Below are 23,116 nucleotides of genomic sequence, written 5' to 3'. Positions count from 1 at the left end.
ATCAGGCGCCGATCAGCCGTGCGGCCAGGTAACCCTCCACCTTGTCCAGGGAGACGCGTTCCTGGCTCATGGTGTCGCGTTCGCGGATGGTGACGGCCTGGTCCTCGAGCGTGTCGAAGTCCACGGTGATGCAGAACGGGGTGCCGATCTCGTCCTGGCGGCGGTAGCGGCGGCCGATGGCGCCGGCGTCGTCGAACTCGATGTTCCAGCTCTTGCGCAGCTGCGCTGCGAGGTCCTTGGCCTTCGGGGACAGGTCCTCGTTGCGGCTCAGCGGCAGCACGGCCGCCTTCACCGGCGCCAGGCGCGGATCGAGCTTGAGCACCGTGCGGATGTCCACCCCGCCCTTGGCGTTGGGGGCCTCGTCCTCGGTGTAGGCATCGATCATGAAGGCCATGAACGAACGGGTGAGGCCGGCCGCGGGCTCGATCACATACGGGGTGTAGCGTTCGTTGGTGGCCTGGTTGAAGTAGCTCAGGTCCGCGCCGGAGGCCTTGGCGTGGGTGGAGAGGTCAAAGTCGGTGCGGTTGGCGATGCCCTCGAGCTCGCCCCACTCCGAGCCCTGGAATCCGAAACGGTATTCGATGTCCGTGGTGCCCTTGGAGTAGTGGCTGAGCTTGTCCAGCGGGTGCTCGAAGAAGCGCAGGTTCTCTTCGCGGATGCCCAGGCCCGTGTACCAGGACATGCGTTCCTTCATCCAGTACTCGTGCCACTGCTCGTCGGTGCCGGGCTCGACGAAGAATTCCATCTCCATCTGCTCGAACTCGCGGGTGCGGAAGATGAAGTTGCCGGGCGTGATCTCGTTGCGGAAGGACTTGCCGATCTGGCCGATGCCGAAGGGCGGCTTCTTCCGCGAGGTGGTCAGGACGTTGGAAAAGTTCACGAAGATGCCCTGGGCCGTTTCGGGCCGCAGGTAGTGCAGGCCTTCTTCGCTGGCGACGGGGCCAAGGTAGGTCTTGAGCAGCCCGGAGAATTCATGCGGCTCAGTCCACTGGCCGCGGGTGCCGCAGTTGGCGCAGGCGATGTCCTTGAGGCCGTTCTCGGCGGGACGGCCCTTCTTCTCCTCGTACTCTTCCTCGAGGTGGTCCGCGCGGTAACGCTTGTGGCAGGACAGGCACTCCACCAGCGGGTCGGAGAACACATCGACGTGGCCGGAGGCCTCCCACACCTGACGGGGCAGGATGACGGAGGAATCCAGGCCTACGACGTCGTCGCGGCCGCGGACCACGGACTGCCACCACTGGCGCTTGATGTTTTCCTTGAGCTCGGCGCCGAGCGGGCCGTAGTCCCACGCAGAACGGGAGCCACCATAGATTTCACCGGCCTGGAAAACGAATCCCCGGCGCTTGGCGAGGGAAATGATCTGGTCGAGGACGGATTTTGCTGCCATGGGAACTCCAATTTTCTACAGGGCCGCTGGGTGCGGTCCGTGGTGTTGGCCCCGGGACGCCGGCTGGTTGCCGGCCGGGACGATACGAACAATGCAATGCAAACTCCAAGCCTACCGGCCCGCTACCGCTTCAGCGCGCCCTTGGGCCAGGGCAGGGTGGCCAGGACGATGGCGCCGAGCGTCAGGATGGTGCCGAGGACCGTCGGGAGGGCGATCACCGTTCCGGGCACCGGCAATATGAGGTCCAGGCCGAGGGACCCCAGCAGCTGGCCGGCGATCATGCCGAGGCCGGTGACCAGCACGCCCAGGCTGCGGACCAGGAGGGCGCCGATGCCGATGAAGATGCAGCCGAGCGGGCCGCCAAGGTAGTACCACCACTGCGCCGGGAGGGGGTTGCCGGCCCCGGCCACGGCGAGTTTGATCAGCCATGCCATCCACAGCAGGGCCGCTCCGGCGATAAAGTTCACGAGTGTCGCGGCGATGGGGGTGCCGTAGTGCACGGTGGCTGTGCCGTTCATGGCCTGCTGGAAACTCATCAGGAACCCGGCCAGGAGTGGAAGCATCACGGGAACCAGCAACTGCAGCCCGGATTCCCCGGCGCTGAACCTGGGCGACACCGCCCAGGCGACGGCGGCGACGGTGAGCACACTGCCGAGCACCCGAATGCCGGTAATGGGCCTCTTCCCCGCCGGTCCGATCCCCATCCGGTCCACCAGCAGGCCGCTGAGGGTCTGCCCCGTCACGGCGGCCACCGTGAAGAGGGCGACGCCGAGCAGTCCCACGGTGAAGGACTGGGCGAAGACGAAGAGGGCACCGATGCAGCCGGCCATGACGTAGTACGGCGGAAACTGCCGTTCGCGCACGGCCGGCAGGATCCGCGCCAGCCCTGCCCGGCCCCGGGGCAAGGCCAGGGAAATGACCGTCATGACCAGCAGCCCGGTGCTGAAGCTGACGACGGCGGCACCGATCCCGTCCCCCAGCGCCACCCCGAGGGCGCCGTTGATCCGGCCCTGGATCGGGATGAACAGTCCCGTCGCGACGGCCATGGGCAGGCCGACGATCAGCGGAAGACGGCGGTGATGGGTCATAGGTGCCACCTTAGGTCAGGCATTATTGCTTGTATGAGCAATCCGGAATTCGAAGACATCACTATCCGCGACAGCATGATCCGGCTGGGCCAGCTGCTGAAACTTGCGAATCTGGTCGAGGACGGCGTGGAGGCCGCGGAACTGATCAAGAACGGGCTGGTGAAGGTCAACGGCGAAATCGACGAGCGCCGCGGCCGCCAACTGCACGACGGCGACACCGTCACCGTGAACGGCCGGACCGTGCGGATCAGCGCGCCCCCGGCCGCCTAGCCGCCCGTCCCGGCGCCGCCCGCCCGGCGCACAACCTCCCCGGCGCCTACTTCTTGGCGTTGAGCACCACGTGCGTGAGGAACTCCGAGACGTGGCCGATCTCCTGCTGGTTGATGCCGTGCCACATGCCCGTGTAGAGGACCTTGGTGAGCAACACGTGCTTGCGCACCCAGCCGACGGTGTAGTCAATCTTGTCCTCGGTGATCACGGGGTCCTGCTGGTCCCGCCCCCAGAACAGCGGCACAGTGCCGTCCAGTTCGCCGTCGCGGAAGCTGGGGTCATCGCCGGCATCGACGACAAAACCTGACAGCCCGACGACGGCGGCAAAGTCCGCAGGCCGCTGCCGCAGCAGCGTGGTGGCCATGGCCATGCCCATCGAGAACCCCAACAGCGTCACCGACGGGTGGTTGGCTTTGACGCCGTCGAGCCAGTCCTGAACGTAGCCTGCGGCGACCTTGACGGCGTCGAGCGAGTAGTCAATGGACCCTGTCAGCGGGAACCAGGTGAAGCCCGGTCCCATGGCGATCGGGGCGCGCAACGAGGCCACCGCGAATTCCTGCGGCAGCATCCCGGCCAGGCTGAGCAGATCCTGTTCGTTGGCGCCGTAGCCGTGCAACAGGACAAGAAGCGGCTTGCCGGCCCGTTCCTGCTCCGGCTGGGACCATTGGACGACAGGGGCGGGGAAGGCGTCAGCGTGAGTCATGGAACTATTCTTACAGTTACCCGGCGGTAACAAATTACGGTGGCGCAGCTAAACGGGAACAGTGCAGGATAAGGGGGTGAGCAAAACCGATCCCATGGAAAATTCACCGGGCACCCCAGCCGAGACCACCGTTGACACCGTCACCCACCCGTGGACCCGGTATGTGGCGATGGGCGACTCATTCACGGAGGGCATCGGCGACCCGGAACCGGCCAGTCCGGGCGGCCATCGGGGCTGGGCGGACCGCGTGGCCGAGGAACTCAGCCGTGGGCACAACGACTTCGCCTACGCGAACCTGGCCGTCCGCGGCCGGCTCCTGCAGCAGATCGTGGACCAGCAAATGGCTCACTGCCTGTCCCTCAAACCGGACCTCATCACGCTCTCCGCAGGCGGAAACGACCTCATCCGCCCGGGCGGCGATCCGGACGTGCTGGCCGAAAAGCTGGATTCGGTGGTGCAGATCCTGAGCCTGGGCGGCGCCACCGTCGTCCTGTTCAACGGCCCGGATACCGGCTCCACGGTGCTGGGCCGGATCCGCAGCAAGGTGGCCATTTACAACGAGAACCTGCGCACGATCGCCGCGCGCCACGACGCCGTGATCGCGGACATGTGGTCGCTGCGCCAGCTCAATGACCCGCAGATGTGGAATGTCGACCGGCTGCATTTCTCACCGCTGGGCCACCACACGATCGCGGCCATGGTGCTGGACTCGCTGAACGTCGAGCACACGCTCCAGCCCCTCTCCCCCAAACCGCTGCCGCAGCGCAGTTGGCGCGAGGCGCGCAGCGGGGACCTGGTGTGGGCCAGGGAGTATTTTGTCCCCTGGGTGGTCCGCCGGCTGCGGCACCGCTCCTCCGGCGACGGCATGACGGCCAAGCGGCCGCTGGCCGGCCCGGTGTTCGGTCCCGGCGTTCCGCTTGGTTCCGGAGAGGGCCCGCCCGGCGCCGAGGACGCTGTCCGGTCCTGAGGCTTCGGGCCTGAGCCTGCGGGGCATAAGCTGGAGGGACACTTCTCCGGCCCTACAGATGAGCCCGCAGATGAGAAGGCCCAGCAGCTGAAAGGCCCAGTACCGTGAGCAGTATGTTCTTCTGGATCATCGTGTTGTCCTTCCTGGTTCCCGTGGCGATGCGCCTCTACCGCAGGTCTGCCCGCGGCCGGAACCAGGGCACTCCGGGACAGTTCGGCCGGTTCCCGGGCAGCCAGAACAACCCCGGCCAGGGCAACCAGCCGCGTGATGGTTACACCCAGCAGGACTACTTCGGCGGCTTTGGCCAGCTGGGCGGCCCGAAGCAATCGGGTCCGGCCAACGAGCCGTATCCCAACCCGCAATACCCCAGTCCCCGGTTTCCGGACCAGCCGTTCCCGAACCAGCCGTTCCCGAACCAGCCATACCCCGGCCAGCAGTACCCGAACCCGGTCGGCTACCAGTCGCCCGTCCCCTACGAGGACAGCCCCGAGTACCTGAACAACCCGCCGCAACCGCAGCGGCACGAACCGGCGCCGGGCGCGGGACAGGCGCAGGCGCCGCAGTCTCCGCCGCCGCCGTCGGCCGGGCAGGGCTACCGGGCCCGCAAGCTGGCCGAGCTCGACCAGCAGTACACCGACGGCAAGCTGTCCATGGAGGACTACATGGCCCAGCGCGCGGAAATCATGAAGGGCTAGGACCCTGCTGGGCCGGCGAACTCGACGTCGGCCGCGTTGACGGTTCCCGCCGTCCGCCCCGGCGCCTTGTGGTACTGCCAGTACAGATTGGTGTGCGCGACCACCAGAGCCGGCGGCGGGGCGCCGTACTCGGTCAGGTCCTCGGTGGTGTGTGCGTCGGCGACCAGCGTGACGTCGTAGCCGCGGGTGATCGCGCCGTGCAGGGTCGAGCGGATGCACTCGTCGGTCTGCGCACCGGCCAGGAAGAAGCGCCCTATGCCGCGCCCGGCCAGCACGGATTCGAGGTCGGTGGCCTCGAAGGCGTCGCTGTACTCCTTGGCCACGAGCGGCTCCGAACTGCGGCGTGCGAGCTCCGGCACGTACTGCCAGCCGTCGCTGCCGCGCGGGAGTTCCTCACCGCTGTGCTGCACCCAGACGACGTCTACCCCGGCGTCGCGGGCCTTGTCCACGAGCGCGGCGATTGTTGCGACGACGTCGTCGCGGCGGTATGCCTCGGCGACGACGCCGATCTGCATATCGACGACGAGCAATGCCGTGTTGGGACGGTTGACGAGCGTGGTCACAATGCCTCCTGCATTCCCGGTTTCTGCCCACTCTAATCCCGAGGCAGCAAACAACGCGGGGTCACTTGCGGCCCATGATCCGGTGCCGGATGGGCGATAAGTGACCCCGCGTTGCTTTTGTTGGGGGTTGCGGCGTCAGTCGACCTGGGGGAAGCCGAGGTCGATCACCGAGGTGGACGGGTCCGGCCAGCGGGTGGTGACCACCTTGCCGCGGGTGTAGAAGCGGATGCTTTCCGGGCCGTACATGTGGGTGTCGCCGAACAGCGAATTCTTCCAGCCGCCGAAGGAGAAGGTGCCCACCGGCACCGGGATGGGCACGTTGACGCCCACCATGCCGGCCTCGACGTCGAACTCGAACTGGCGGGCGGCGCCGCCGTCGCGGGTAAAGATGGCCACGCCGTTGCCGAACTCGTTGTCGTTGACCAGCTTCACGGCGTCGGCGTAGGTCTCGACGCGGACCACGGAGAGGACGGGCCCGAAGATCTCGTCGTCGTAGACCTTCATTCCGGGCTTGACGTGGTCGATCAGGCTGACGCCGATGAAGAAGCCGTTGGAGTCGAAATAGTGTTCGCGGCCGTCCACCACCACGGTGGCGCCCTCGTTGGCCGCTCCGGCAACGTAGGAAGCCACCTTGTCGCGGTGCTCGGCCGTGATGAGCGGACCCATCTGGGAGGCCGGGTCCGTGCCCGGGCCGATCGTGAGGGCTGACATGCGGGTGGTGATCGCCTCCACGAGGTCGTCGGCGATGCTGCCGACCGCGACGAGGACGCTGACTGCCATGCAGCGCTCCCCGGCGGAGCCGTAGGCGGCCGAGACGGCGGCGTCCGCGGCCATGTTGAGGTCCGCGTCCGGCAGGACCACCATGTGGTTCTTCGCGCCGCCCAGGGCCTGGACGCGCTTGCCGTGATCAGCGGCGCGCTTGTAGATGGACTGCGCGATCGGCGTCGAGCCGACAAAGCTGATGGCCTTGACCGCCGGGTGTTCCAGCAGGACGTCCACGGCTTCCTTGTCGCCGTGGACGACGTTGAGCACCCCTGCCGGCAGCCCGGCCTCAGCGAAGACCTGGGCGATGAAGATGGCGGAGGACGGGTCCTTCTCGCTCGGCTTGAGCAGCACGGTGTTTCCGCAGGCCAGGGCGCTGCCGATCATCCACAGCGGCACCATGGCGGGGAAGTTGAACGGCGTGATGCAGGTGACGACGCCGACCGGCTGGCGGACCGAGTGGACATCGACGCCGCCGGAGACCTGCTCGGAGCGTTCGCCTTTGAGCATGTGGGAGAGCCCGGTGGCGAATTCGATGTTCTCCAGGCCGCGGGTGATTTCACCTTCCGCATCCGAGAGGACCTTGCCGTGCTCGCTGGTGAGCAGGGCCGCGAGTTCGGGCCGGCGCTGCATGAGCAGTTCACGGACCTTGAAGAAGATGGCGGTGCGCCTGGCCAGGCTCGTGGCGCGCCAGCCGGGCAGGGCGGCGCGGGCGGCCTCGATGGCCTCCTCGACGCGGGCGGCGGAGGCCAGGGCGACCTCTTTCTCCTGCTCGCCGGTGGCCGGGTTGAACACGGGGCCGAAGCGCTCGGCGTCGGAGATCAGGGCGCCGTTGATGAAGTGCGGGATGCGTTCCATGGGTGGGTCTCTTTCGTGAGGGGCAGGGCCGTGAAGGGCAGGGCCGTGGGGGGCTAGTTGGCGGACTCGAGGGTGCCGTCGACGAGCTTGACGATCATCGAGCAGTCCTGGCCGGACTGGCCGGAGTCGATGAGGCGCTGGAAAAGCTGCTGGACGTGCTCGCCGAGTTCCAGCGGGGTGCCGGTGTCCCGCGCGGCGCTGATGGCCAGGCCGATGTCCTTGTTGGCCAGTTCGGTGGTGAATGTCGGGGCGAAGTCGTTGTTGGACGCGGCGGTCGGCACGACGCCGGCCACGGGGTACCAGGTGCGCAGCGCCCAGCTGTCGCCGGAGGAGACCGACGCGATGTCCCAGAAGACCTGCTTGTCCAAGCCGAGCCGCTCGGCCAGGACCGCGCCCTCGGCGGTGGAGGCGAGGTTGATGAAGAGCATGAGGTTGTTGCAGATCTTCGCGGCCTGGCCGGTGGTGGCGCCGCCGGTGGGGATGATGTTCGCGGCCATGGGGCGGATGTATTCGGTGGCGTCGGCGACGGCGCCGGCCTCGCCGCCGATCATGAACGTCAGCGTGGCGGCCTTCGCGCCGCTCATGCCGCCGGAGACGGGTGCGTCGACGAAGCGGAAGCCGGCGGCAGCGGCGGCGTCGTGCAGGGCCTGCGCGGAGGCGATGTCAATGGTGGAGGAATCCACCAGGAGGGTCCGGGTGTCCGCGTGGGCAAGGACGCCGTCCTGGCCGAGGTACACGGCGCGGGCGTGCTCACCTTTGGGGAGCATGGTGAAGACGACGTCGGCGCCGGCGACGGCCTCGGCGATGCTGCCGGCGGCCTTGACTCCCCCGGCCTCGGCAGCGGCAACGGCTGCGCTGTTGAGGTCGAAGCCACGGACTTCGTGTCCGGCGTTTGAGAGGTTGACGGACATGGATCCGCCCATGTTTCCGAGTCCGATCCAGGCGATGACTGCCATGGCTTAAGCTCCTTTGCTTGATGTGCTGCCGGGCGCCTCGACGCGCTCCGGCGTGAAAGCCGAAACTCCGGCGCCCCGGTGTCCACCATCACACCCTGTTAGAGTGCAATCAAGGTAAAAAATCACAGATGCCATGTGCACAGATGCACAATCATGGCTCTGGCTCCGCCACACTCGCTGCAGAGGGGGACAATAGTGGACTTGCGTCGGCTTCCGAGCCCCGACGACCTGCTGATCCTGCTGACCGTGGCACGACTGGGCAGGTTCAACGCCGTGGCCGAGACGCTCGGCACCACCCACACCACCATTTCCCGCCGCGTCCTGGCCCTCGACAAACAGCTCGGCGGCCGGACGCTCGAACGCAGCCCGCACGGCTGGGAGCTGACCGAACTCGGCAGCCAGGCGGTCGCGGCGGCGGAAGCCATCGAGGGCACTCTCGGTGCCCTCTCCAGCAGCATTGCCCGCTCCGGCGACGTGGTCTCCGGCCTGGTCCGGATTAGCACCCCGGACGGCTTCGGCGCCGAATTCCTGGCCCCGGCCCTCGTGCGGCTGCAGCGGGCGAATCCGCTGCTCAACGTCGAACTGCTCAGCGCCACCCGCAAGGTAAGCCAAAACCGCTCCGGCGTGGACCTGGAAGTGGTGGTGGGCAACATGGACACCACCACCGCCCGCGCCATCTTCCTGAGCAACTATTTCCTCAGGCTGTACGCCAGTCCCGGCTATGCGCAGGAGCACGGGCTTCCGGCAACGCTCGACGACGTCCGGCAACACGGCTTTGTCTCCTACGTGGAATCGGCGCTCCAGGTCGCCGAGCTGGGCCACCGTTCAACGCAGCTGCCGGTGCCGCGGTCCAGCTTCCAGGCCACAAGCGTCTTCGCCCAGCTGGAGGCCGTCCGGCGGGGCGCCGGGATAGGCCTGCTCCCCAATTTCCTCGTGGCGGGCCGGCCGGAATTTCTGCCCGTCCTGCCGGACGACTTCCAGCGCCAGCTGCCCATCTGGGCTGTGGCCCGGCCCGAGGCGCTGCGTTCGGCCCCGGTCCGTGCCGTGCTGGAGGCGATTCGCGGCGAAATCCGGGAGCGGCAGGATGTGCTGTCCGCCTGAGGCGCCAGCGCAGCCGGACTGGTGCCTGCGGCGTTAGCCTGCCGCGTTGACCTGCCGCGTTAACGCAGACTGCCCGGGTCCGCGCGGTGCGCGGATCCGGGCAGTCTGCCCCCACCGGGTCTGGTGAGGCCGGTGAGGATTACCGCTTGCTGGCGGCGAGGAGGTCGGCGGTGCCACGGGCGTCGGCGGCGTCGACGTCGCGGAGAGAAATGCCGCGGGTTTCCTTCAGGAAGAACACCGCAACCAAAGTGACCACACAGGCGCCGAGGAGGTAGATGGCGACCGGGACCGAGGACTTGTACTGGCTCAGGAGCGCGACGGCGATGATCGGAGCCAGCGAACCGGCCACAATCGAGGTGACCTGGTAGCCCAGCGAGACACCGGAGTAGCGCATCCGGGTCGGGAACATTTCGGCCATGAGCGCCGGCTGGCCGGCGTACATCAGGGAGTGGAACAGCAGGCCGATGGTGATCGCAGCGAGGATGATGAAGTCGTTCTTGGTATCCATCATCGGGAAGGCGAAGAAGCCCCACGTGCCGCCGAGGATGGCGCCGGCCATGTAGACGGGCTTGCGGCCGACGTTGTCCGAGAGCCTGCCGACCATCGGAATCACGGCGAAGTGGACGAGGTGCGCCACGAGCAGCAGCAGCAGGATCCGCGAGGTGTCCGTCTGGACGACGACCTTCAGGTACGTGATCGAGAACGTGACCACGAGGTAGTAGAGGATGTTCTCGGCGAAGCGCAGGCCCATCGCGGTGAAGACGCCGCGCGGGTAGCGGCGGAATACTTCGGCCACGCCGTAGCCCTTGTTCTCAACCTCGACTTCCTTTTGGGCCTCCAGGAAGATGGGGGCGTCCTGGACCTTGGTGCGGATGTAGTAGCCGACCAGCACGATCACGGCGGAGAGCCAGAAGGCGACGCGCCAGCCCCAGCTGAGGAAGTCGGCGGAGGACAGCACGGAGGACAGCGTGAACAGCACGGCGGTGGCGAGCAGGTTGCCGAGCGGAACGGCGGACTGGGGCCAGCTGGCCCAGAACCCGCGGGACTTGCTGGGGCTGTGCTCGGCGACGAGGAGGACGGCGCCGCCCCATTCGCCGCCGACGGCGAAGCCCTGGGCGAAGCGCAGGAAGACCAGCAGTGCCGGGGCCCAGTAGCCGATCTGCGCGAAGGTGGGCAGGCAGCCCATCAGGAAGGTGGAAACGCCCACCAGGAGGATGCTGACCTGGAGCAGCTGCTTGCGGCCGAACTTGTCGCCGAAGTGGCCGAAGACGATGCCGCCGATCGGGCGGGCGACGAATCCGACGGCGTAGGTCAGGAACGCGGCGATAATGCCGTCGAGTTCGGTGCCCGAATTGGGGAAGAACGTCTTGCCGAAGACCAGCGTGGCGGCGGAGGCGTAGAGGAAGAATTCATACCACTCCACCACCGTGCCGGCCATGGAGGCCGTTACTACCTTCTTCAGTCCGGACGTTTTGACGTCCGGCTCGTCTGCGCGCGTTGTCGCGGCGTTTTCCGTGCTCATGTGAACTCCTTCGGTGTCGCCTTCGACACCCTGCGGACCATTGGACTGAGGACGCCCGTGATGTAGGGCACATGGCGTCATTCCCCATGAGTATGGACGCTCCCGCCCTGAGCCTCAACGGCCATTAGTGCAGAGCGCATCTGCAAAAATGCACAAGCGGGCCGGCCTAGTGGCCGAAGAAGGTCCCCCGAAGCTGCCCGCTGAGCTGGCCGATTTCGGTCAGGAAGCCGTCGTGGCCGATCGGCGCTTCAATGATGTGCAGTTCCGGGCCGCCCGGCAGGGCCTCTGCCAGTTGACGGGACTGGGCCGGGAAATACAGGCGGTCCGAGTCCACGGCCGCCACCAGGAACTCGGCGGTGGCCGGAGCCAGTGCCTCCCCGAGGCTTCCGCGCCCCCGGCACACATCGTGGCTCATGAGGGCTTCGGTGATCGCGATGTAGCTGTTCGCGTCGAAACGCCGGGCCAGTTTGCTGCCCTGGTGGTCCAGGTAGCTTTCCACCTGGTAGCGCCCGCGTCCGGCCAGCGATCCGGCTTCCAGGGGCGTCTCGGACTCCTGGGCGTTGCGGCCAAACCGGCCGTCCAGTTCGGCCGCTGAGCGGTAGGTGATGTGCGCGATGCGCCGGGCGAGGGCGAGCCCTGCTTCGGGTTCCGGGCCGCCGTAGTAGTCCCCGCCCTTGAAGTGGGGGTCCTGGCGGATGGCCAGCGTCTGGGCCTGCGCGAAGGCAATCTGTTCGGCGGTGCTGCTGGCGCCGACGGAAATCACGGCGCAGCGCCGGACCCGGCCGGGAAACGTGACGGCCCATTCAAGGGCGCGCGCGCCGCCGAGCGAGCCGCCCAGCACCGCGTACCAGCTGCCGATGCCCAGGGCATCGGCCAGCCGCGCCTCGGCGGCGGCGGTGTCCCGCAGGGTGACCAGCGGGAACCGCGATCCCCAAGGGCGCCCGTCGGGGGCCGGGGTGGAAGGCCCGGTGGATCCGTAGCAGCCGCCCAGGATGTTGATCGAAACGACGAAATACTTGTCCGTGTCCACGGGAGCCCCGGGTCCGGCGAGCTGTTCCCACCAGCCGGGCTCCCCGCTCTCGCCGCGGGTCACGTGTGTGTCGCCGGTCAGGGCGTGTTCAATGAGCACGGCGTTGGAGGCGTCCGCGTTCAGGGTCCCCCACGTCTCGTAGGCGAGCACCACATCCGGCAACGGAGTCCCGGATTCGAGCTGCAGATCACCGATCCTGACGAACTGGACGGTCCCGTCAGGGGTCCGGGATGGTTTGGTTTCGGGAACACCCGTGCGGGTGACGGCAATCGTCATGTGAGGACCTATCTTCGCGCTTGCCCGCCGTCAGCTGACCGGCAGGCCAGGTCTTCACCCGGGGCACCCCGCCGCAAAAGGAGGGTTGCCGGCCAGCAAGCCGGGGCTGTCGCTGGCACTCATGACCTGGTACGAGTCTACGAAACGGGGTGCGGAAATGACGAAGATTATGACTTCCATGTGACAGCCGGACCCGTCAGCACCGCAGACTCCCCACCTTTGACAGCCGTGACTGGCGGGTCGCCCAGGAGTGCCGGCGATTCCCGGTGTCATGCCCGTAAAGGTGGGGAAATTCGGCGTGGGCTTCGGCCTAGGCGGACTTGGCCGCGCGGAATCCGGCGTCGAGGTCCGCGAGGATGTCGTCAATGTGCTCCAGCCCCACCGAAAGCCGCACCAGCCCGGGGTTCACCCCGGCGATCACCTGCTGTTCGGGCGAGAGCTGGCTGTGGGTGGTCGACGCCGGATGGATCACCAGCGACCGGACATCGCCGATGTTCGCGACGTGCGAGTGCAGTTCGAGGGCATCGACGAACCGCTTGCCGGCCTCCGCTCCCCCTGCAATGTTGAACGCCACGACGGCGCCGGTCCCCTTGGGCCCGTACTTGCGGCCGCGCTCGTACCAGGGGCTGGACGGCAGCCCGGCGTAGGCGACCGATTCGACGTCGTTCCGCCCCTCCAGCCAGTGCGCCACCTTCGTGGCGTTGGCCACGTGGCGCTCGACGCGCAGGCTCAGCGTTTCGATGCCCTGGGCGATGAGGAAGGCGTTGAACGGGGACACCGCGGAGCCGAGGTCGCGCAGGAGCTGGACCCGGGCCTTGAGGATGTAGGAGAGATTCGCGCCCAGCGCGCCGTCGGCTCCGAGGTCGCGGGCGTAGACCAGGCCGTTGTAGGTGGGGTCCGGGGTGTTGAAGCCGGGGAACCGCTCCGGGTCCTTCCCAAAGTCGAAGTTGCCGGAGTCCACGATCACGCCGGCGATCGCGGCGCCGTGCCCGCCGAGGTACTTGGTGGCGGAATGGACCACGATGTCCGCGCCCCACTCGATCGGCCGGATCAGGTAGGGGGTGGAGAGCGTGTTGTCGACCACCAGCGGCACGCCGGCCTCGTGCGCCACGCGGGAGACGCCCTCGATGTCCAGGACGTCCTGGCGGGGGTTGGAGACCACTTCGCCGAAGAACAGCTTGGTGTTGGGCTGGACGGCATCCCGCCACTGGTCCAGGTTGTCCGGGTCCGCCACGAAGGTCACGGAGATGCCGAACTTCTTCAGCGTGTGCGCGAGCAGGTTGTAGGTTCCGCCATAGAGGCTCGGGCTGGCCACCACATGGTCCCCGGCCTCGGCGATATTGAGGATGGCGAACGTCTCGGCGGCCTGGCCGGAGCTGAGCAGCAGCGCCGCGAGACCGCCTTCCAGGCTGGCGACGCGCTGTTCGACGGCGTCCTGGGTCGGGTTGCCGATCCGGGTGTAGATGGGCGCGAGCTCGGCGAGCGCAAAGCGGTTCGCGGCGCTTTCGGCGCTGGGGAACACGAACGACGTCGTCTGGTAGATAGGCAGGGAACGCGCGCCCGTGGCGCTGTCCGGCTCCTGGCCGGCGTGGATCTGGCGGGTTTCAAAGGACCAGGCGTTGGACATTGGTGCTCCTCGAGTCACTGGGCACAGCACCGGCCTGGGCTTTCGGCCCGAACCGGAACAGGCGCCGCGCTTGCCCTCCGGCGGGCGCCGGACGGCCAGGTCTTCACCCGGGGCACCCCACCGCGATACGAGGGTTGCCGGCCAGCAAGCCGGGGCTGTGCGCTGGCACTCATGACCTGACTTCAGTGTAGGAATGGCGGCGGAGCCCTGGATAGCTTTGTGACGAAGATGAAGACGGCCGCCGTGACGGAGCATCCGGGGCGCCGCGTTCCGCGCCCCAGGACGTCCCATGACGGTTAGGGGAGCCTAAGCTGAGAGGTCCATCACAAAGTGCCAAGATGATGGCATGCGCATGGATCACGTCTCTTACGCCTGTGAACACGATGGCTTGGCAGCCACCACTGAACGTATTGCGTCTGCCCTCGGCGTTGAAGCCGTGAAGGGTGGAGTGCACCCCCGTTTCGGGACACGCAACATGATTATCCCGCTCGCGGGACACAAGTACCTGGAAGTCGTGGAGGTCCTGAACCACCCGGCTTCCGACAAGGCCCCGTTCGGCCAGGCCGTCCGGGCACGCTCCGAGGCCGGCGGCGGCTGGATGGGCTGGTGCGTCGAGGTTGACGACCTGGCCCCGTTCGAGGAGCGGCTCGGCCGCGCCGCCGTCAACGGCAACCGGAAGTTTCCCGACGGCCGCGAACTGGTCTGGAAGCAGATCGGCATCCTGGGGCTCATCGCCGACCCGCAGGTGCCATACATGCTCAAGTGGGAGGGTGACCCGGAGTTGCACCCGTCCAACGCCTACGCGAGCGATGTCAAGATGTCCGCACTGACCATTGCCGGTTCGGCCGAGCGCGTCACGGAGTGGCTGGGCGAACCGGTTGAAAAGCCGCTGGAAGACGTCGCCGTGAACTGGATCGCGCCGCACGGTACTCCCGGCATCCTCTCTGTCACCTTCGAGACCGCCTCCGGAGCGGTCACGATCTAACGCTCCACCCGCCCCACGCTTCGGCCGCCATCTCTTAGGTGCCAACGATGTCACCTAGGAGACGGCGGCCGAGATCATTTAAGGCCTGCTCCTAAAAGCAACGCGGGGAACTCAGCCCAGGCCCACTGCCTTGCCGAACAGGCTGAACCCCACGAACGCCACGGTGTCCAGGATGGCGTGGGCGATCACCAGCGGCATCACCCGTTTGGTCCGCGTGTAGACCAGCGCGAAGACGACGCCCATCACCGCGTTGCCGATGAACGGCCCGAACCCCTGGTACAGGTGATAGCTGCCGCGGAGCAGGGCGCTGGCGGCGATGGCCGCCGGCACGCTCCAGCCCAGTTTCCCGAGCCGGTCCAGCAGGTACGCCACCACAATCACTTCCTCGACCACCGCGTGCCGGATCGCGGACAGGACCAGCACCGGCACGGTCCACCAGTATGCGTCCAGGGCGCTGGGGATGATCGCCGTCGTGATCCCCAGCGCCCGGCCGGCGGCGTAGAGCCCCAGGGACGGAATGCCGATGAGCGCGGCGAGTCCGAGACCCTGCAGGAGGTCCTTGCCGGGCCGGGCGAAGTCGAAGCCGATCCTTCGGAACGCCGAGGTTCCGCGCTCACCGGCCGGCCAGTGTTCGGTGAGGAAATAGATCACGAGGGCCACCGGGACCAGGGCGAAGATGATGTCCAGCAACTGGTAGGTGAGGTCGAAGTATTCGCGTGCGCTCTGTGAGCGATTCAGGGTGGATGTCCCCTGGGCCAGCGGCGCCGTGGTCATCTTGTCCAGCAACTGCACCAGGGAGTAGATCGCGGACTGCCCGAGTGACAACCCCAGGACAATCAACACTTCGAACCGCAGCCGACGGCGGGAGGGAACCAACATGGTTCTATCTTGCCTGCACTTGCCGATAGTTTGCTGGTGCCCGCATGGTGCCGGCCGCGCCGGCACCCCCGGCTTTTTAGGAGCCCTATGCTTGGGGATTATGAGTGCGCCCCGGAAAATCATCATGATCCGGCACGGCCAGTCTGCCGCCAATGCCGACACCTCGATCTACAACCGTGTTCCGGACTACCGGATCCCGTTGACCGCGCTGGGCCTGGAGCAGGCCACCGCGGCCGGGGACGAGGTCCGGCGCCAGCTGGACGGCCGCCCGGTGTGCGTCTACGTCTCCCCTTACCTGCGCGCCTACCAGACCCTCGAGGCGCTGAATCTCGGCCCGCTCGTGGAGCGGGTGATCGAGGAACCGCGCCTGCGCGAACAGGACTGGGCCAACTTTCAGATCGCCGGCGACATCGAGGACCAGAAGGAGCTCCGCAACGCCTACGGGCACTTCTTCTACCGCTTCCGCGAGGGCGAGTCCGGTTCCGATGTGTATGACAGGATTTCTTCCTTCATGGAAACCCTGCACCGGCACTGGTCCCGGCCCGGCTATGCCCCGAACGCGCTGTTTGTGACGCACGGATTGACCATGCGGCTGTTCTGCATGCGCTGGTTCCACTGGTCGGTGGAATATTTCGAGTCCCTGAACAACCCCGAGAACGCCGAGGTCCGCACCCTGCTGCGCACCTCGCACGGCAAGTACGAGCTCGACAAGCCCTTCACGCAGTGGGAGAAGAGGCGCGTGGACGAGACCGTCCTCGACGCACCGCCCATGATGTTCTAGGGCGGCCCGTCCGGGGCCGGAGCCAGCCGGGTCAGCGGACCGGCTCGCTAACGGACCGGCTGGCTAACGGACCGGCTGCGCCACACCGGCGCGCCACACCGCGTGCGTCAGGGGGATGCCTGGCCGGTAGGCCAGATGCGTGGCGGAAGGTGCGTTGAGCAGGTGCAGGTCCGCGCGGTGCCCGACGGCGATCGAGCCCACCGCGCGTTCGCCGTCGGCGTCGTTCCCGGACTCCCGGCCCAGGGCCAGCGCGCCGCCGTAGGTCGCGGCGCGCACCGCCTCGTGGACGCTGAGCCGCATCTGCAGCACGGCGGTGGTGACGCAGAACGCCATGGAGCTGGTGTAGGACGTGCCGGGGTTGCAGTTGGAGGCCAGCGCCAGCTGCACACCGGCGTCGAGCAGTTCACGGCCGGGGGCCAGCGGCTGCCGGGTGGAGAGATCGCAGGCCGGCAGGCACGTGGCGACCGTGCCGCGCTGCCCGGATCCAGGCGTGCCGCCGCCGCTGGCGGCGTCCCAGCCGGACCAGCTGGCGGCAAGGGCATCGACATCCGCGGCCGAAAGGTAGTTCACGTGGTCCACGCTCGCGGCGCCGACTTCGACGGCCAGCCGGACGCCGGGGCCCTCGCCGAGCTGGTTGCCGTGGACGCGCAGCCCCAGCCCGGCGGCCTTGCAGGCCAGCAGCACCCGGCGGGACTGGTCCTCGTTGAACGCGCCCTGCTCGCAAAAGACGTCGGCCCAGCGGACGTAGGGCAGGACTGCGGTGAGCATCGGCCCGCAGACCAGCTCCGTGTATTCCTCCGCGTCCATCCCGGCGGGCACAAGGTGCGCCCCCAGGTAAGTCACCTCGTCCGCCACGGTGGAGGCGATGCGGGCGCTGCGGGTCTCGTTCTCGAGGTCCAGGCCGTAGCCGGTTTTGGTCTCCAGGTAGGTGGTGCCCTGCGACACGGCCTCCTCGACGCGGCCCATCGCCAGCCGGGTCAGGTCGAAGTCGCTCGTGCTCCGGGTGGCGCCGGTGGTGACGGCGATCCCGCCGGCGCTGTAGCTCTCCCCCGCCATCCGGGCCTCGAACTCGGCAGTGCGGTCCCCCGCGAAGATCAGGTGCGTGTGCGAGTCGACCCAGCCCGGGAGGAGCGCCCGGCCACCGGCATCCACCCGTTCGTCCGCGGCCGGGGCGTCGGCCGCGGGCCCGAGCCAGGAAATCCGCTCCCCCTCGATTACCACCGCCGCGTCGCGGAGGACGCGGTGTTCCGCGTCCTGGGTCATCAGTTCGGCGATGTTGGTGATGAGGGTACTCATGGATCCATTCTTCAGCGCCGGATGGACCAGCGGGTTGCGGCCAGCGCCTCCAGTGTCCGGGATGCCGGACTGGCCTCGGTGGACGGGGACACAGCCAGGGGCACAGCCGGGGTCAGGGCCGGGGCGGTGCCCTGGCCGGCGAGGATCAGCCCGGCGGCCAGTTCCGCGACGCCGGATGAGGTCTGGAATCCATACCCGCCCTGGCCGGCGAGCCAGAAGAATCCGGTGGCCTCGGCGTCGAACCCCACCACCGGGACGCCGTCGGCCGCCTCCGTCCGCAGCCCCGTCCAGGCCGTGCGGACGTTCCGGATCCCGAGCGTCGTGATCTCGTTGAGCCGGGCGATGACCCGTTCGACGTCGCCGGGATAGGGCCGGGCGTCCTCGGGCCCGCTCGGCACGTGTTCGGCGGGCGAGATCAGGACCTGGCCGTTGTCCGGCCGGAAGTAGAAGCTGTCATCGGCCGCCGCCACCATCGGGCTGGCTTCCGGGAGGGGATTCTCGACGTCGACGATCGCCGCGGTGCGCCGGTACGGCTGCAGGCCGAGCTTCTCGACGCCGCTGAGGACGGCGAGCTCGTCGGCCCAGGCACCGGCGGCATTGACCACGACGGCGGACTGGAAGCCTTCCTGCCCGGCGCCCAGTTCCCAGCCGGTGCCCAGCCGCTGGGCGGAATGGACCCTGGCGCCGGTAATGATGTCCACGCCGCCGGCCACGGCGAGCCGCCGGTGGTCCTCGAGCAGCACGGGGGCGTTGCAGGCGAAGGACCCGGTGTCCAGCCCGGCGGCGCTGAACGAATCCGGGACCAGGGCCGGGCACAGATCCAGTGCCTCGGCGTGGGTGATCCGCTGCATGTGTCCGCTTGCCTCCGCCCGGACGGTGGCGTCGTCCCCGATCAGCATGAAGCTGCGCGGGGTGAGCACCGGTTCCGGACGTTCGGCGTCCTGGGCCGCGATGAGGTCGAGCGTCCGGACGGTGAGCTCCTGGACCACGGGCGGGCCGTAGCTGGGAATCAGTTGCCGGGCGGAGCGGGCCGAGGTGTGGTAGGCCAGGGTCTGCTCGGCTTCGATCAGGGCCACGCTGCAGTGCCCGGCCAAGGCGGAGGCAAGGGACAGGCCGGCGATCCCGCCGCCGACAATTACGACATCGTAATGAGCTGACATGATCCCATCCTTGCAGATCGTCGGGTCAGGTGATCACGTCCCGGTATCCGGCGTTTGCCGCAACCTGCTCCCGGGCGGGCAACGTCAATCGGGTCCCACAGTCATCACCTGCGCCGTTGTTGGGTCCCAGGGCGTTGAAATCCAGTGGCTCACGGTGTTCTCGGCACATGCCCTCTCCACGATTCCGAGTTTGGCGGCAACCTTCTTGGAACCCCGGCTGCTTGGACAAATTGTGCACACCGCCCCGGGACATGCCCTGCCATGGTCCGCACGACTGGACATGTCCCTCGTTGCGGCGGGCCGGCCCGGGACATGCCCCTCGTTGGTCGTGGCCGTTGGACATAGTGGCATTATGTCCAGTCCTCGCTGCCCGAGCTGGACATGTCCCCCGTTGCGGCGTACCGGCACGGGACATGCCCTTCGTTGGTCGTGGCCGTTGGACAGAGTGGCATTATGTCCAGTCCTCGCTGCCGGAGCTGGACATGTCCCCCGTTGCGGCGGCCAGGCCCGGGACATGCCCTTCCCGGGTCCGCCCGGCTGGACATGTCCCCCGTTGCGGCGTGCCGGCCAGGGACATGCCCCTCGCTGGTCGTGGCCGTTGGACAGAGTGGCATTATGTCCAGTCCTCGCTGCCGGAGCTGGGCATGTCCCGCGGACAAGCCCGAGGAGGACGCCTGGATGAACGAGCAAGGCCGGGGCAAGGCCGGGCAGGGTGGGGCCGGACCCCGTGCTGAAAGCGGGGGCCCGGCCCGGCGATCAGGCGGGCTAGGCTGCTGCCACCGCCGCGCGGCTGCGCACGAACGCCTGGACGCAGGCTTCGACGTCGTCGGCGCTGTGCGCGGCCGAAAGCTGGACGCGGATCCGGGCGGCGCCCTTGGGCACCACCGGGTAGCTGAACGCCGTGACGAAGACGCCGTTGTGGAGCATGGCATCGGCCACCTTGGCGGCCATGACGGCGTCGCCGAACATCACCGGGACAATCGCGTGCTCGCCGGGGAGCAGGTCGAAGCCCTCCTCGGACATGCGGTTGCGGAAGAGCTCAGCGTTGGCGAAGAGCTTGCCGCGCAGTTCGCCGGAGTTTTCCACGAGGTCCAGGGCCTTGAGCGTGGCCGCGACGATCGCCGGGGCCAGCGAGTTGGAGAACAGGTAGGGGCGGGCCTTCTGGCGGAGCATCGCCACCACCTCACCGCGGCCCGAGACGTAGCCGCCGGAGGCGCCGCCGAGGGCCTTGCCGAAGGTGCCGGTGTAGATGTCCACGCGGTCCGAGACGCCGGCGTGTTCCGGCGTGCCGGCACCGGTGGCTCCCATGAAGCCCACCGCGTGTGAATCGTCCACCATGACCAGGGCGTCATACTTGTCGGCGAGGTCGCAGATCGCTTCGAGCGGGGCCAGGAAGCCGTCCATCGAGAAGACGCCGTCCGTGACGATGATCTTGCGGCGGGCCGGGTTCTCCTGCGTGGTGGCCTCGATCAGCTTCGATTCGAGGTCCGCCATGTCCTGGTTGGCGTAGCGGAAGCGCTGGGCCTTGCAGAGCCGGATGCCGTCAATGATGGACGCGTGGTTCAGGGCGTCCGAGATGACGGCGTCTTCCGGGCCGAAGAGGGACTCGAACACGCCGCCGTTGGCGTCGAAGCAGCTGGAGAACAGGATGGTGTCCTCGGTGCCGAGGAACGCCGAGACACGCTTTTCCAGTGCCAGGTGCAGGTCCTGGGTGCCGCAGATGAAGCGCACGCTGGCCATGCCGAAGCCGCGCTCGTCCATGGCGGTCTTCGCCGCGGCGATGATGTCCGGGTGGTCGGCGAGGCCCAGGTAGTTGTTGGCGCAGAAGTTCAGCACGTCGGCGCCGGTCTCGCCGATCTGCCCGGCCTTGATGCGGTTGGCCTGCGGCGAGTCGATGTGCCGTTCGGTCTTGAACAGACCGGCGCTGCGGATCTCATCGAGTTCGTGCTGCAGCTGGTCCTTGATGGCTGAATACATGGGTTGGCTCCTCGGCTGGTTGGATGCGGGGGCGGAATGCTGTGCGTGGAAGGCGCTGTCCGGCAGGGGCCCGGAAGCGCGCGGTCAGGAAAGGGGCCTAGAAAACGGTCCAGTCGAGGACCACCTTGCCGCCGACGCCGGCGCGGGCCACCTCGAAACCCTTTTCCCAGTCGGTGGCCGGCAGCGTGTCCGTGACCACGGCCGAGATGTTCGCGTGCAGGGCAGGGTTGGAGGAGAGCATGGCGCTCATCGCGTACCAGGTCTCGAACATTTCGCGGCCGTAGATGCCCTTCATGGTCAGCATGTGCGTGACCACCTTGCCCCAGTTGATGTCGATGGACTGGCTGGGCAGTCCCAGCATCGCGATCCGGCCGCCGTGGTTCATGTTGTCGATCATCTCAGGCAGCGCGGTGGGGTGTCCCGACATTTCCATGCCGATGTCGAAGCCTTCGCGCATGCCGAGTTCGCGCTGGGCGTCCTTGACCCGCATTTTCGAGACATCGATCGCGAGGTCGACGCCGAGCCTGCGGGCCAGTTCCAGCCGGGGCGCGGAGACGTCGGTGATCGCGATCTTGCGGGCGCCCGCGTGCCGGGCGACGGCGATCGCCATCAGGCCGATGGGTCCGGCGCCGGTGATCAGCACGTCCTCGCCGACCAGCGGGAAGCTCAGAGCGGTGTGGACGGCGTTGCCGAAGGGGTCGAAGATGGCGCCGAGTTCCGGGGTGACCGAGGGGTCCTGGTGGACCCAGACGTTGGTCTCGGGGATCACCACGTACTCGGCGAAGGCGCCGTCGCGCTGGACGCCGACGCTGACGGTGTTGATGCACATCTGCCGGCGGCCGGCGCGGCAGTTGCGGCAGATTCCGCAGACGATGTGGCCTTCGCCGGAGACCCGGTCCCCCACCTTGACGTCCAGGACGTCCTCGCCGGTCTCCACGACCTCGCCGTAGAACTCGTGGCCGGCGATCAGGGGGGCGTTGATGATGCCCTGCGCCCAGGCGTCCCAGGCCTGGATGTGCAGGTCCGTGCCGCAGATGCCGGTGGTCATGACGCGGATCTTGACGTCCCCGGGGCCGGTCTCCGGCTCGGGACGGTCGACGAGCTCGAATCCTGCGTGGGCGCCGGCTTTGTAGAGAGCCTTCATGGGCCTTCCTAACTGTGCTTTTGGGGTCCTGCTCCGCGCGTTCTGTTCCGCGTGTTCTGTTCCGCATGCGGGGCCGGCGTGTGGGTCAACTCACCCCATTAGACCCACCAGAAAGCATTAGCACAACCGAATTCTTCTCAATCGACGAATTAGCAATTGCTGTTGCATAGAATGGCTGGCATGGAAATCCACCAGCTGGAGATGTTGCGCGAACTCGGAGCACTGGGCAGCGTCAAGGCCGTCGCCGAAACCCTCCTGGTGACGCCGTCGGCCGTGTCCCAGCAACTGGCCGCGCTGCAGAAGACCGTGGAGGTGCCGCTGACCCGCAAGGAGGGCCGGAACCTGGTGCTCACGGAGGCCGGGCAGGTGCTGGCGGACGCCGGGGCCGCGGTGGTCAGCGCGATGGCGGATGCGAAGATGGCGATCGGCGCCTACCACGGCTCACCGGTGGCGCCGGTGACGCTCAGCGGTTTCCACAGCGCCGGGCAGGCATTGTTCGCGCCGCTGGCCCGGCTGCTGGACGGCCCGGGCCAGCCGCGGATCCTGCTCTCCGACGAGGACGTCGCGCAACAGGATTTCCCGGCCCTGACGGCGCGCTACGACCTGGTCCTGGCGCACCGGATGGACCACAGCCCGCGCTGGCCCGAGGAACGCGTCGCGGTGATCCCGCTCGCGCATGAGCCGCTGGACGTGGCGCTGCCGGCCGGGCACCGGCTGGCCGGCCAGCGCGCGGTGACGGCGGACGACGTCGTGGGCGAACCGTGGGTGACGAGCCGCGCCGGCTACTCCCCCGCCGACGTGCTTTCCGCCGTCGCGGCGGTCTCCAGCCGTGAGCTGAACATCGTGCACCGTATCAACGACTACTCGACCGTGGCGGCGCTCGTGGCGGCCGGCGGCGTGATCGGCCTGCTGCCGCGGCACACCGCGCGGCCTGTGCTGAACCCGGACATTGTGCTGCGGCCGCTGGAGGGCATCAGCACCCGGCGCCGGATCGACGTCCTGGCCCGGCCGGAGAACCTTAAACGCACATCGGTCATGATGGTCTGCGAAGCACTGCAGACCATCATGACCGATTTAGTGGGCGGCTAG

21 protein-coding genes and 2 riboswitches are annotated in these 23,116 nt (G+C 67.8%); of the genes, 7 read left to right on the top strand and 14 right to left on the bottom strand.

The genetic code is table 11. The features are described 5' to 3' along the window. Position 1 precedes the first annotated feature (1 nt). Together AC1DBX_RS16025 and AC1DBX_RS16020 are read right to left on the bottom strand one after the other, a co-directional pair. Positions 2-1,387, bottom strand: a complete 1,386-nt coding sequence (locus AC1DBX_RS16025; RefSeq protein ID WP_028278290.1) for a glycine--tRNA ligase — start codon at positions 1,385-1,387, stop codon at positions 2-4. A 122-nt stretch (positions 1,388-1,509) separates the two neighbouring features. After that, positions 1,510-2,475: a DMT family transporter gene (locus AC1DBX_RS16020; RefSeq protein ID WP_476932211.1), complete on the bottom strand. Its 966-nt coding sequence runs from the start codon at positions 2,473-2,475 to the stop codon at positions 1,510-1,512. 33 nt (positions 2,476-2,508) lie between these two features. Here AC1DBX_RS16020 and AC1DBX_RS16015 point away from each other — a divergent pair, with 33 nt between their 5' ends. Further along, a complete protein-coding gene (locus tag AC1DBX_RS16015; protein WP_018774572.1) occupies positions 2,509-2,745 on the top strand; it encodes an RNA-binding S4 domain-containing protein in 237 nt (78 codons plus the stop codon). A gap of 46 nt (positions 2,746-2,791) precedes the next feature. Here the strand turns inward: AC1DBX_RS16015 and AC1DBX_RS16010 are convergent, their stop codons facing one another. Beyond that, complete coding sequence (locus AC1DBX_RS16010; RefSeq protein WP_476871577.1) at positions 2,792-3,448, bottom strand: alpha/beta hydrolase; 657 nt, start codon at positions 3,446-3,448, stop codon at positions 2,792-2,794. 94 nt (positions 3,449-3,542) lie between these two features. Here AC1DBX_RS16010 and AC1DBX_RS16005 point away from each other — a divergent pair, with 94 nt between their 5' ends. Beyond that, entirely contained in the window at positions 3,543-4,415 is an 873-nt protein-coding gene (locus tag AC1DBX_RS16005; protein WP_476871597.1) for an SGNH/GDSL hydrolase family protein, read from the top strand. 113 nt (positions 4,416-4,528) lie between these two features. Continuing rightward, a complete protein-coding gene (locus AC1DBX_RS16000) occupies positions 4,529-5,110 on the top strand; it encodes a hypothetical protein (RefSeq protein ID WP_476932217.1) in 582 nt (193 codons plus the stop codon). Here the strand turns inward: AC1DBX_RS16000 and AC1DBX_RS15995 are convergent. The 3 genes from AC1DBX_RS15995 to mmsB all read right to left on the bottom strand — a co-directional run bounded on the left by AC1DBX_RS15995 (position 5,107) and on the right by mmsB (position 8,249). Next, the gene (locus tag AC1DBX_RS15995) at positions 5,107-5,673 is read right to left on the bottom strand and encodes an isochorismatase family protein (RefSeq protein WP_476856486.1); all 567 of its coding nucleotides are present in this window, start codon (positions 5,671-5,673) and stop codon (positions 5,107-5,109) included. The two genes, AC1DBX_RS16000 and AC1DBX_RS15995, sit on opposite strands and share 4 nt — an antisense overlap. Before the next feature lie 135 nt (positions 5,674-5,808). Beyond that, positions 5,809-7,293 (bottom strand): CoA-acylating methylmalonate-semialdehyde dehydrogenase, encoded by a 1,485-nt coding sequence (locus AC1DBX_RS15990; protein WP_476932210.1) that lies wholly within the window; start codon positions 7,291-7,293, stop codon positions 5,809-5,811. A 53-nt stretch (positions 7,294-7,346) separates the two neighbouring features. Next, positions 7,347-8,249 carry a 3-hydroxyisobutyrate dehydrogenase gene (mmsB, locus tag AC1DBX_RS15985; protein ID WP_243179644.1) on the bottom strand — a complete coding sequence of 301 codons (903 nt, stop codon included), beginning with the start codon at positions 8,247-8,249 and terminating at the stop codon, positions 7,347-7,349. A 201-nt stretch (positions 8,250-8,450) separates the two neighbouring features. On the opposite strand from mmsB, the gene AC1DBX_RS15980 reads away from it, so the two are divergent. Further along, a complete protein-coding gene (locus AC1DBX_RS15980; RefSeq protein ID WP_223914225.1) occupies positions 8,451-9,350 on the top strand; it encodes a LysR family transcriptional regulator in 900 nt (299 codons plus the stop codon). Between the two features lie 139 nt (positions 9,351-9,489). On the opposite strand, the gene AC1DBX_RS15975 is transcribed toward AC1DBX_RS15980, so the two are convergent. The 3 genes from AC1DBX_RS15975 to AC1DBX_RS15965 all read right to left on the bottom strand — a co-directional run bounded on the left by AC1DBX_RS15975 (position 9,490) and on the right by AC1DBX_RS15965 (position 13,805). Then, the gene (locus tag AC1DBX_RS15975) at positions 9,490-10,872 is read right to left on the bottom strand and encodes an MFS transporter (protein WP_476856488.1); all 1,383 of its coding nucleotides are present in this window, start codon (positions 10,870-10,872) and stop codon (positions 9,490-9,492) included. Positions 10,873-11,038: 166 nt separating this feature from the next. Next, complete coding sequence (metX, locus tag AC1DBX_RS15970) at positions 11,039-12,178, bottom strand: homoserine O-acetyltransferase MetX (protein WP_476872751.1); 1,140 nt, start codon at positions 12,176-12,178, stop codon at positions 11,039-11,041. A gap of 11 nt (positions 12,179-12,189) precedes the next feature. Next, a riboswitch (SAM riboswitch) is annotated at positions 12,190-12,305 on the bottom strand. A 183-nt stretch (positions 12,306-12,488) separates the two neighbouring features. Beyond that, positions 12,489-13,805, bottom strand: coding sequence for a bifunctional o-acetylhomoserine/o-acetylserine sulfhydrylase (locus AC1DBX_RS15965; protein WP_476872750.1), 1,317 nt, complete (start codon positions 13,803-13,805; stop codon positions 12,489-12,491). A gap of 61 nt (positions 13,806-13,866) precedes the next feature. Continuing rightward, a riboswitch (SAM riboswitch) is annotated at positions 13,867-13,982 on the bottom strand. Positions 13,983-14,151: 169 nt separating this feature from the next. Here AC1DBX_RS15965 and AC1DBX_RS15960 point away from each other — a divergent pair. Further along, complete coding sequence (locus AC1DBX_RS15960; RefSeq protein WP_223914077.1) at positions 14,152-14,790, top strand: VOC family protein; 639 nt, start codon at positions 14,152-14,154, stop codon at positions 14,788-14,790. Positions 14,791-14,901: 111 nt separating this feature from the next. On the opposite strand, the gene AC1DBX_RS15955 is transcribed toward AC1DBX_RS15960, so the two are convergent. Beyond that, entirely contained in the window at positions 14,902-15,669 is a 768-nt protein-coding gene (locus AC1DBX_RS15955; protein ID WP_079551520.1) for a CPBP family intramembrane glutamic endopeptidase, read from the bottom strand. 100 nt (positions 15,670-15,769) lie between these two features. Here AC1DBX_RS15955 and AC1DBX_RS15950 point away from each other — a divergent pair, with 100 nt between their 5' ends. Continuing rightward, positions 15,770-16,450: a histidine phosphatase family protein gene (locus AC1DBX_RS15950; protein WP_476932209.1), complete on the top strand. Its 681-nt coding sequence runs from the start codon at positions 15,770-15,772 to the stop codon at positions 16,448-16,450. A gap of 63 nt (positions 16,451-16,513) precedes the next feature. Here the strand turns inward: AC1DBX_RS15950 and AC1DBX_RS15945 are convergent, their stop codons facing one another. From AC1DBX_RS15945 to tdh, 4 genes are all read right to left on the bottom strand, one after another. Further along, positions 16,514-17,746: an amidohydrolase family protein gene (locus tag AC1DBX_RS15945; RefSeq protein WP_476932208.1), complete on the bottom strand. Its 1,233-nt coding sequence runs from the start codon at positions 17,744-17,746 to the stop codon at positions 16,514-16,516. An 11-nt stretch (positions 17,747-17,757) separates the two neighbouring features. Continuing rightward, positions 17,758-18,906, bottom strand: a complete 1,149-nt coding sequence (locus AC1DBX_RS15940; protein ID WP_476932207.1) for an NAD(P)/FAD-dependent oxidoreductase — start codon at positions 18,904-18,906, stop codon at positions 17,758-17,760. A 765-nt stretch (positions 18,907-19,671) separates the two neighbouring features. After that, a complete protein-coding gene (locus AC1DBX_RS15935) occupies positions 19,672-20,883 on the bottom strand; it encodes a glycine C-acetyltransferase (RefSeq protein WP_476932206.1) in 1,212 nt (403 codons plus the stop codon). A gap of 97 nt (positions 20,884-20,980) precedes the next feature. Further along, positions 20,981-22,027 (bottom strand): L-threonine 3-dehydrogenase, encoded by a 1,047-nt coding sequence (gene tdh, locus AC1DBX_RS15930; RefSeq protein ID WP_223914081.1) that lies wholly within the window; start codon positions 22,025-22,027, stop codon positions 20,981-20,983. A gap of 180 nt (positions 22,028-22,207) precedes the next feature. On the opposite strand from tdh, the gene AC1DBX_RS15925 reads away from it, so the two are divergent. Beyond that, entirely contained in the window at positions 22,208-23,116 is a 909-nt protein-coding gene (locus AC1DBX_RS15925) for a LysR family transcriptional regulator (RefSeq protein ID WP_018774590.1), read from the top strand.

The organism is Arthrobacter sp. 10N44_2 (assembly GCF_056394385.1).
The sequence above is the reverse complement of the archived record's forward strand: the minus strand, read 5'-3'. Positions and strand labels throughout refer to the sequence as shown.

Bases quoted from the DNA above. Each gene is read 5' to 3' on its own strand.
- AC1DBX_RS16015 (WP_018774572.1), top strand. From the start codon at position 2,509: ATGAGCAATCCGGAATTCGAAGACATCACTATCCGCGACAGCATGATC.
- AC1DBX_RS16010 (WP_476871577.1), bottom strand. From the start codon at position 3,448: ATGACTCACGCTGACGCCTTCCCCGCCCCTGTCGTCCAATGGTCCCAG.
- AC1DBX_RS15965 (WP_476872750.1), bottom strand. From the start codon at position 13,805: ATGTCCAACGCCTGGTCCTTTGAAACCCGCCAGATCCACGCCGGCCAG.
- AC1DBX_RS15945 (WP_476932208.1), bottom strand. From the start codon at position 17,746: ATGAGTACCCTCATCACCAACATCGCCGAACTGATGACCCAGGACGCG.
- AC1DBX_RS16025 (WP_028278290.1), bottom strand. From the start codon at position 1,387: ATGGCAGCAAAATCCGTCCTCGACCAGATCATTTCCCTCGCCAAGCGC.
- AC1DBX_RS15950 (WP_476932209.1), top strand. From the start codon at position 15,770: ATGAGTGCGCCCCGGAAAATCATCATGATCCGGCACGGCCAGTCTGCC.
- AC1DBX_RS15925 (WP_018774590.1), top strand. From the start codon at position 22,208: ATGGAAATCCACCAGCTGGAGATGTTGCGCGAACTCGGAGCACTGGGC.
- metX (WP_476872751.1), bottom strand. From the start codon at position 12,178: ATGACGATTGCCGTCACCCGCACGGGTGTTCCCGAAACCAAACCATCC.
- mmsB (WP_243179644.1), bottom strand. From the start codon at position 8,249: ATGGCAGTCATCGCCTGGATCGGACTCGGAAACATGGGCGGATCCATG.
- AC1DBX_RS15935 (WP_476932206.1), bottom strand. From the start codon at position 20,883: ATGTATTCAGCCATCAAGGACCAGCTGCAGCACGAACTCGATGAGATC.
- AC1DBX_RS16020 (WP_476932211.1), bottom strand. From the start codon at position 2,475: ATGACCCATCACCGCCGTCTTCCGCTGATCGTCGGCCTGCCCATGGCC.
- AC1DBX_RS15940 (WP_476932207.1), bottom strand. From the start codon at position 18,906: ATGTCAGCTCATTACGATGTCGTAATTGTCGGCGGCGGGATCGCCGGC.
- AC1DBX_RS15975 (WP_476856488.1), bottom strand. From the start codon at position 10,872: ATGAGCACGGAAAACGCCGCGACAACGCGCGCAGACGAGCCGGACGTC.
- AC1DBX_RS15960 (WP_223914077.1), top strand. From the start codon at position 14,152: ATGCGCATGGATCACGTCTCTTACGCCTGTGAACACGATGGCTTGGCA.
- tdh (WP_223914081.1), bottom strand. From the start codon at position 22,027: ATGAAGGCTCTCTACAAAGCCGGCGCCCACGCAGGATTCGAGCTCGTC.
- AC1DBX_RS16005 (WP_476871597.1), top strand. From the start codon at position 3,543: ATGGAAAATTCACCGGGCACCCCAGCCGAGACCACCGTTGACACCGTC.
- AC1DBX_RS15955 (WP_079551520.1), bottom strand. From the start codon at position 15,669: ATGTTGGTTCCCTCCCGCCGTCGGCTGCGGTTCGAAGTGTTGATTGTC.
- AC1DBX_RS15990 (WP_476932210.1), bottom strand. From the start codon at position 7,293: ATGGAACGCATCCCGCACTTCATCAACGGCGCCCTGATCTCCGACGCC.
- AC1DBX_RS16000 (WP_476932217.1), top strand. From the start codon at position 4,529: ATGTTCTTCTGGATCATCGTGTTGTCCTTCCTGGTTCCCGTGGCGATG.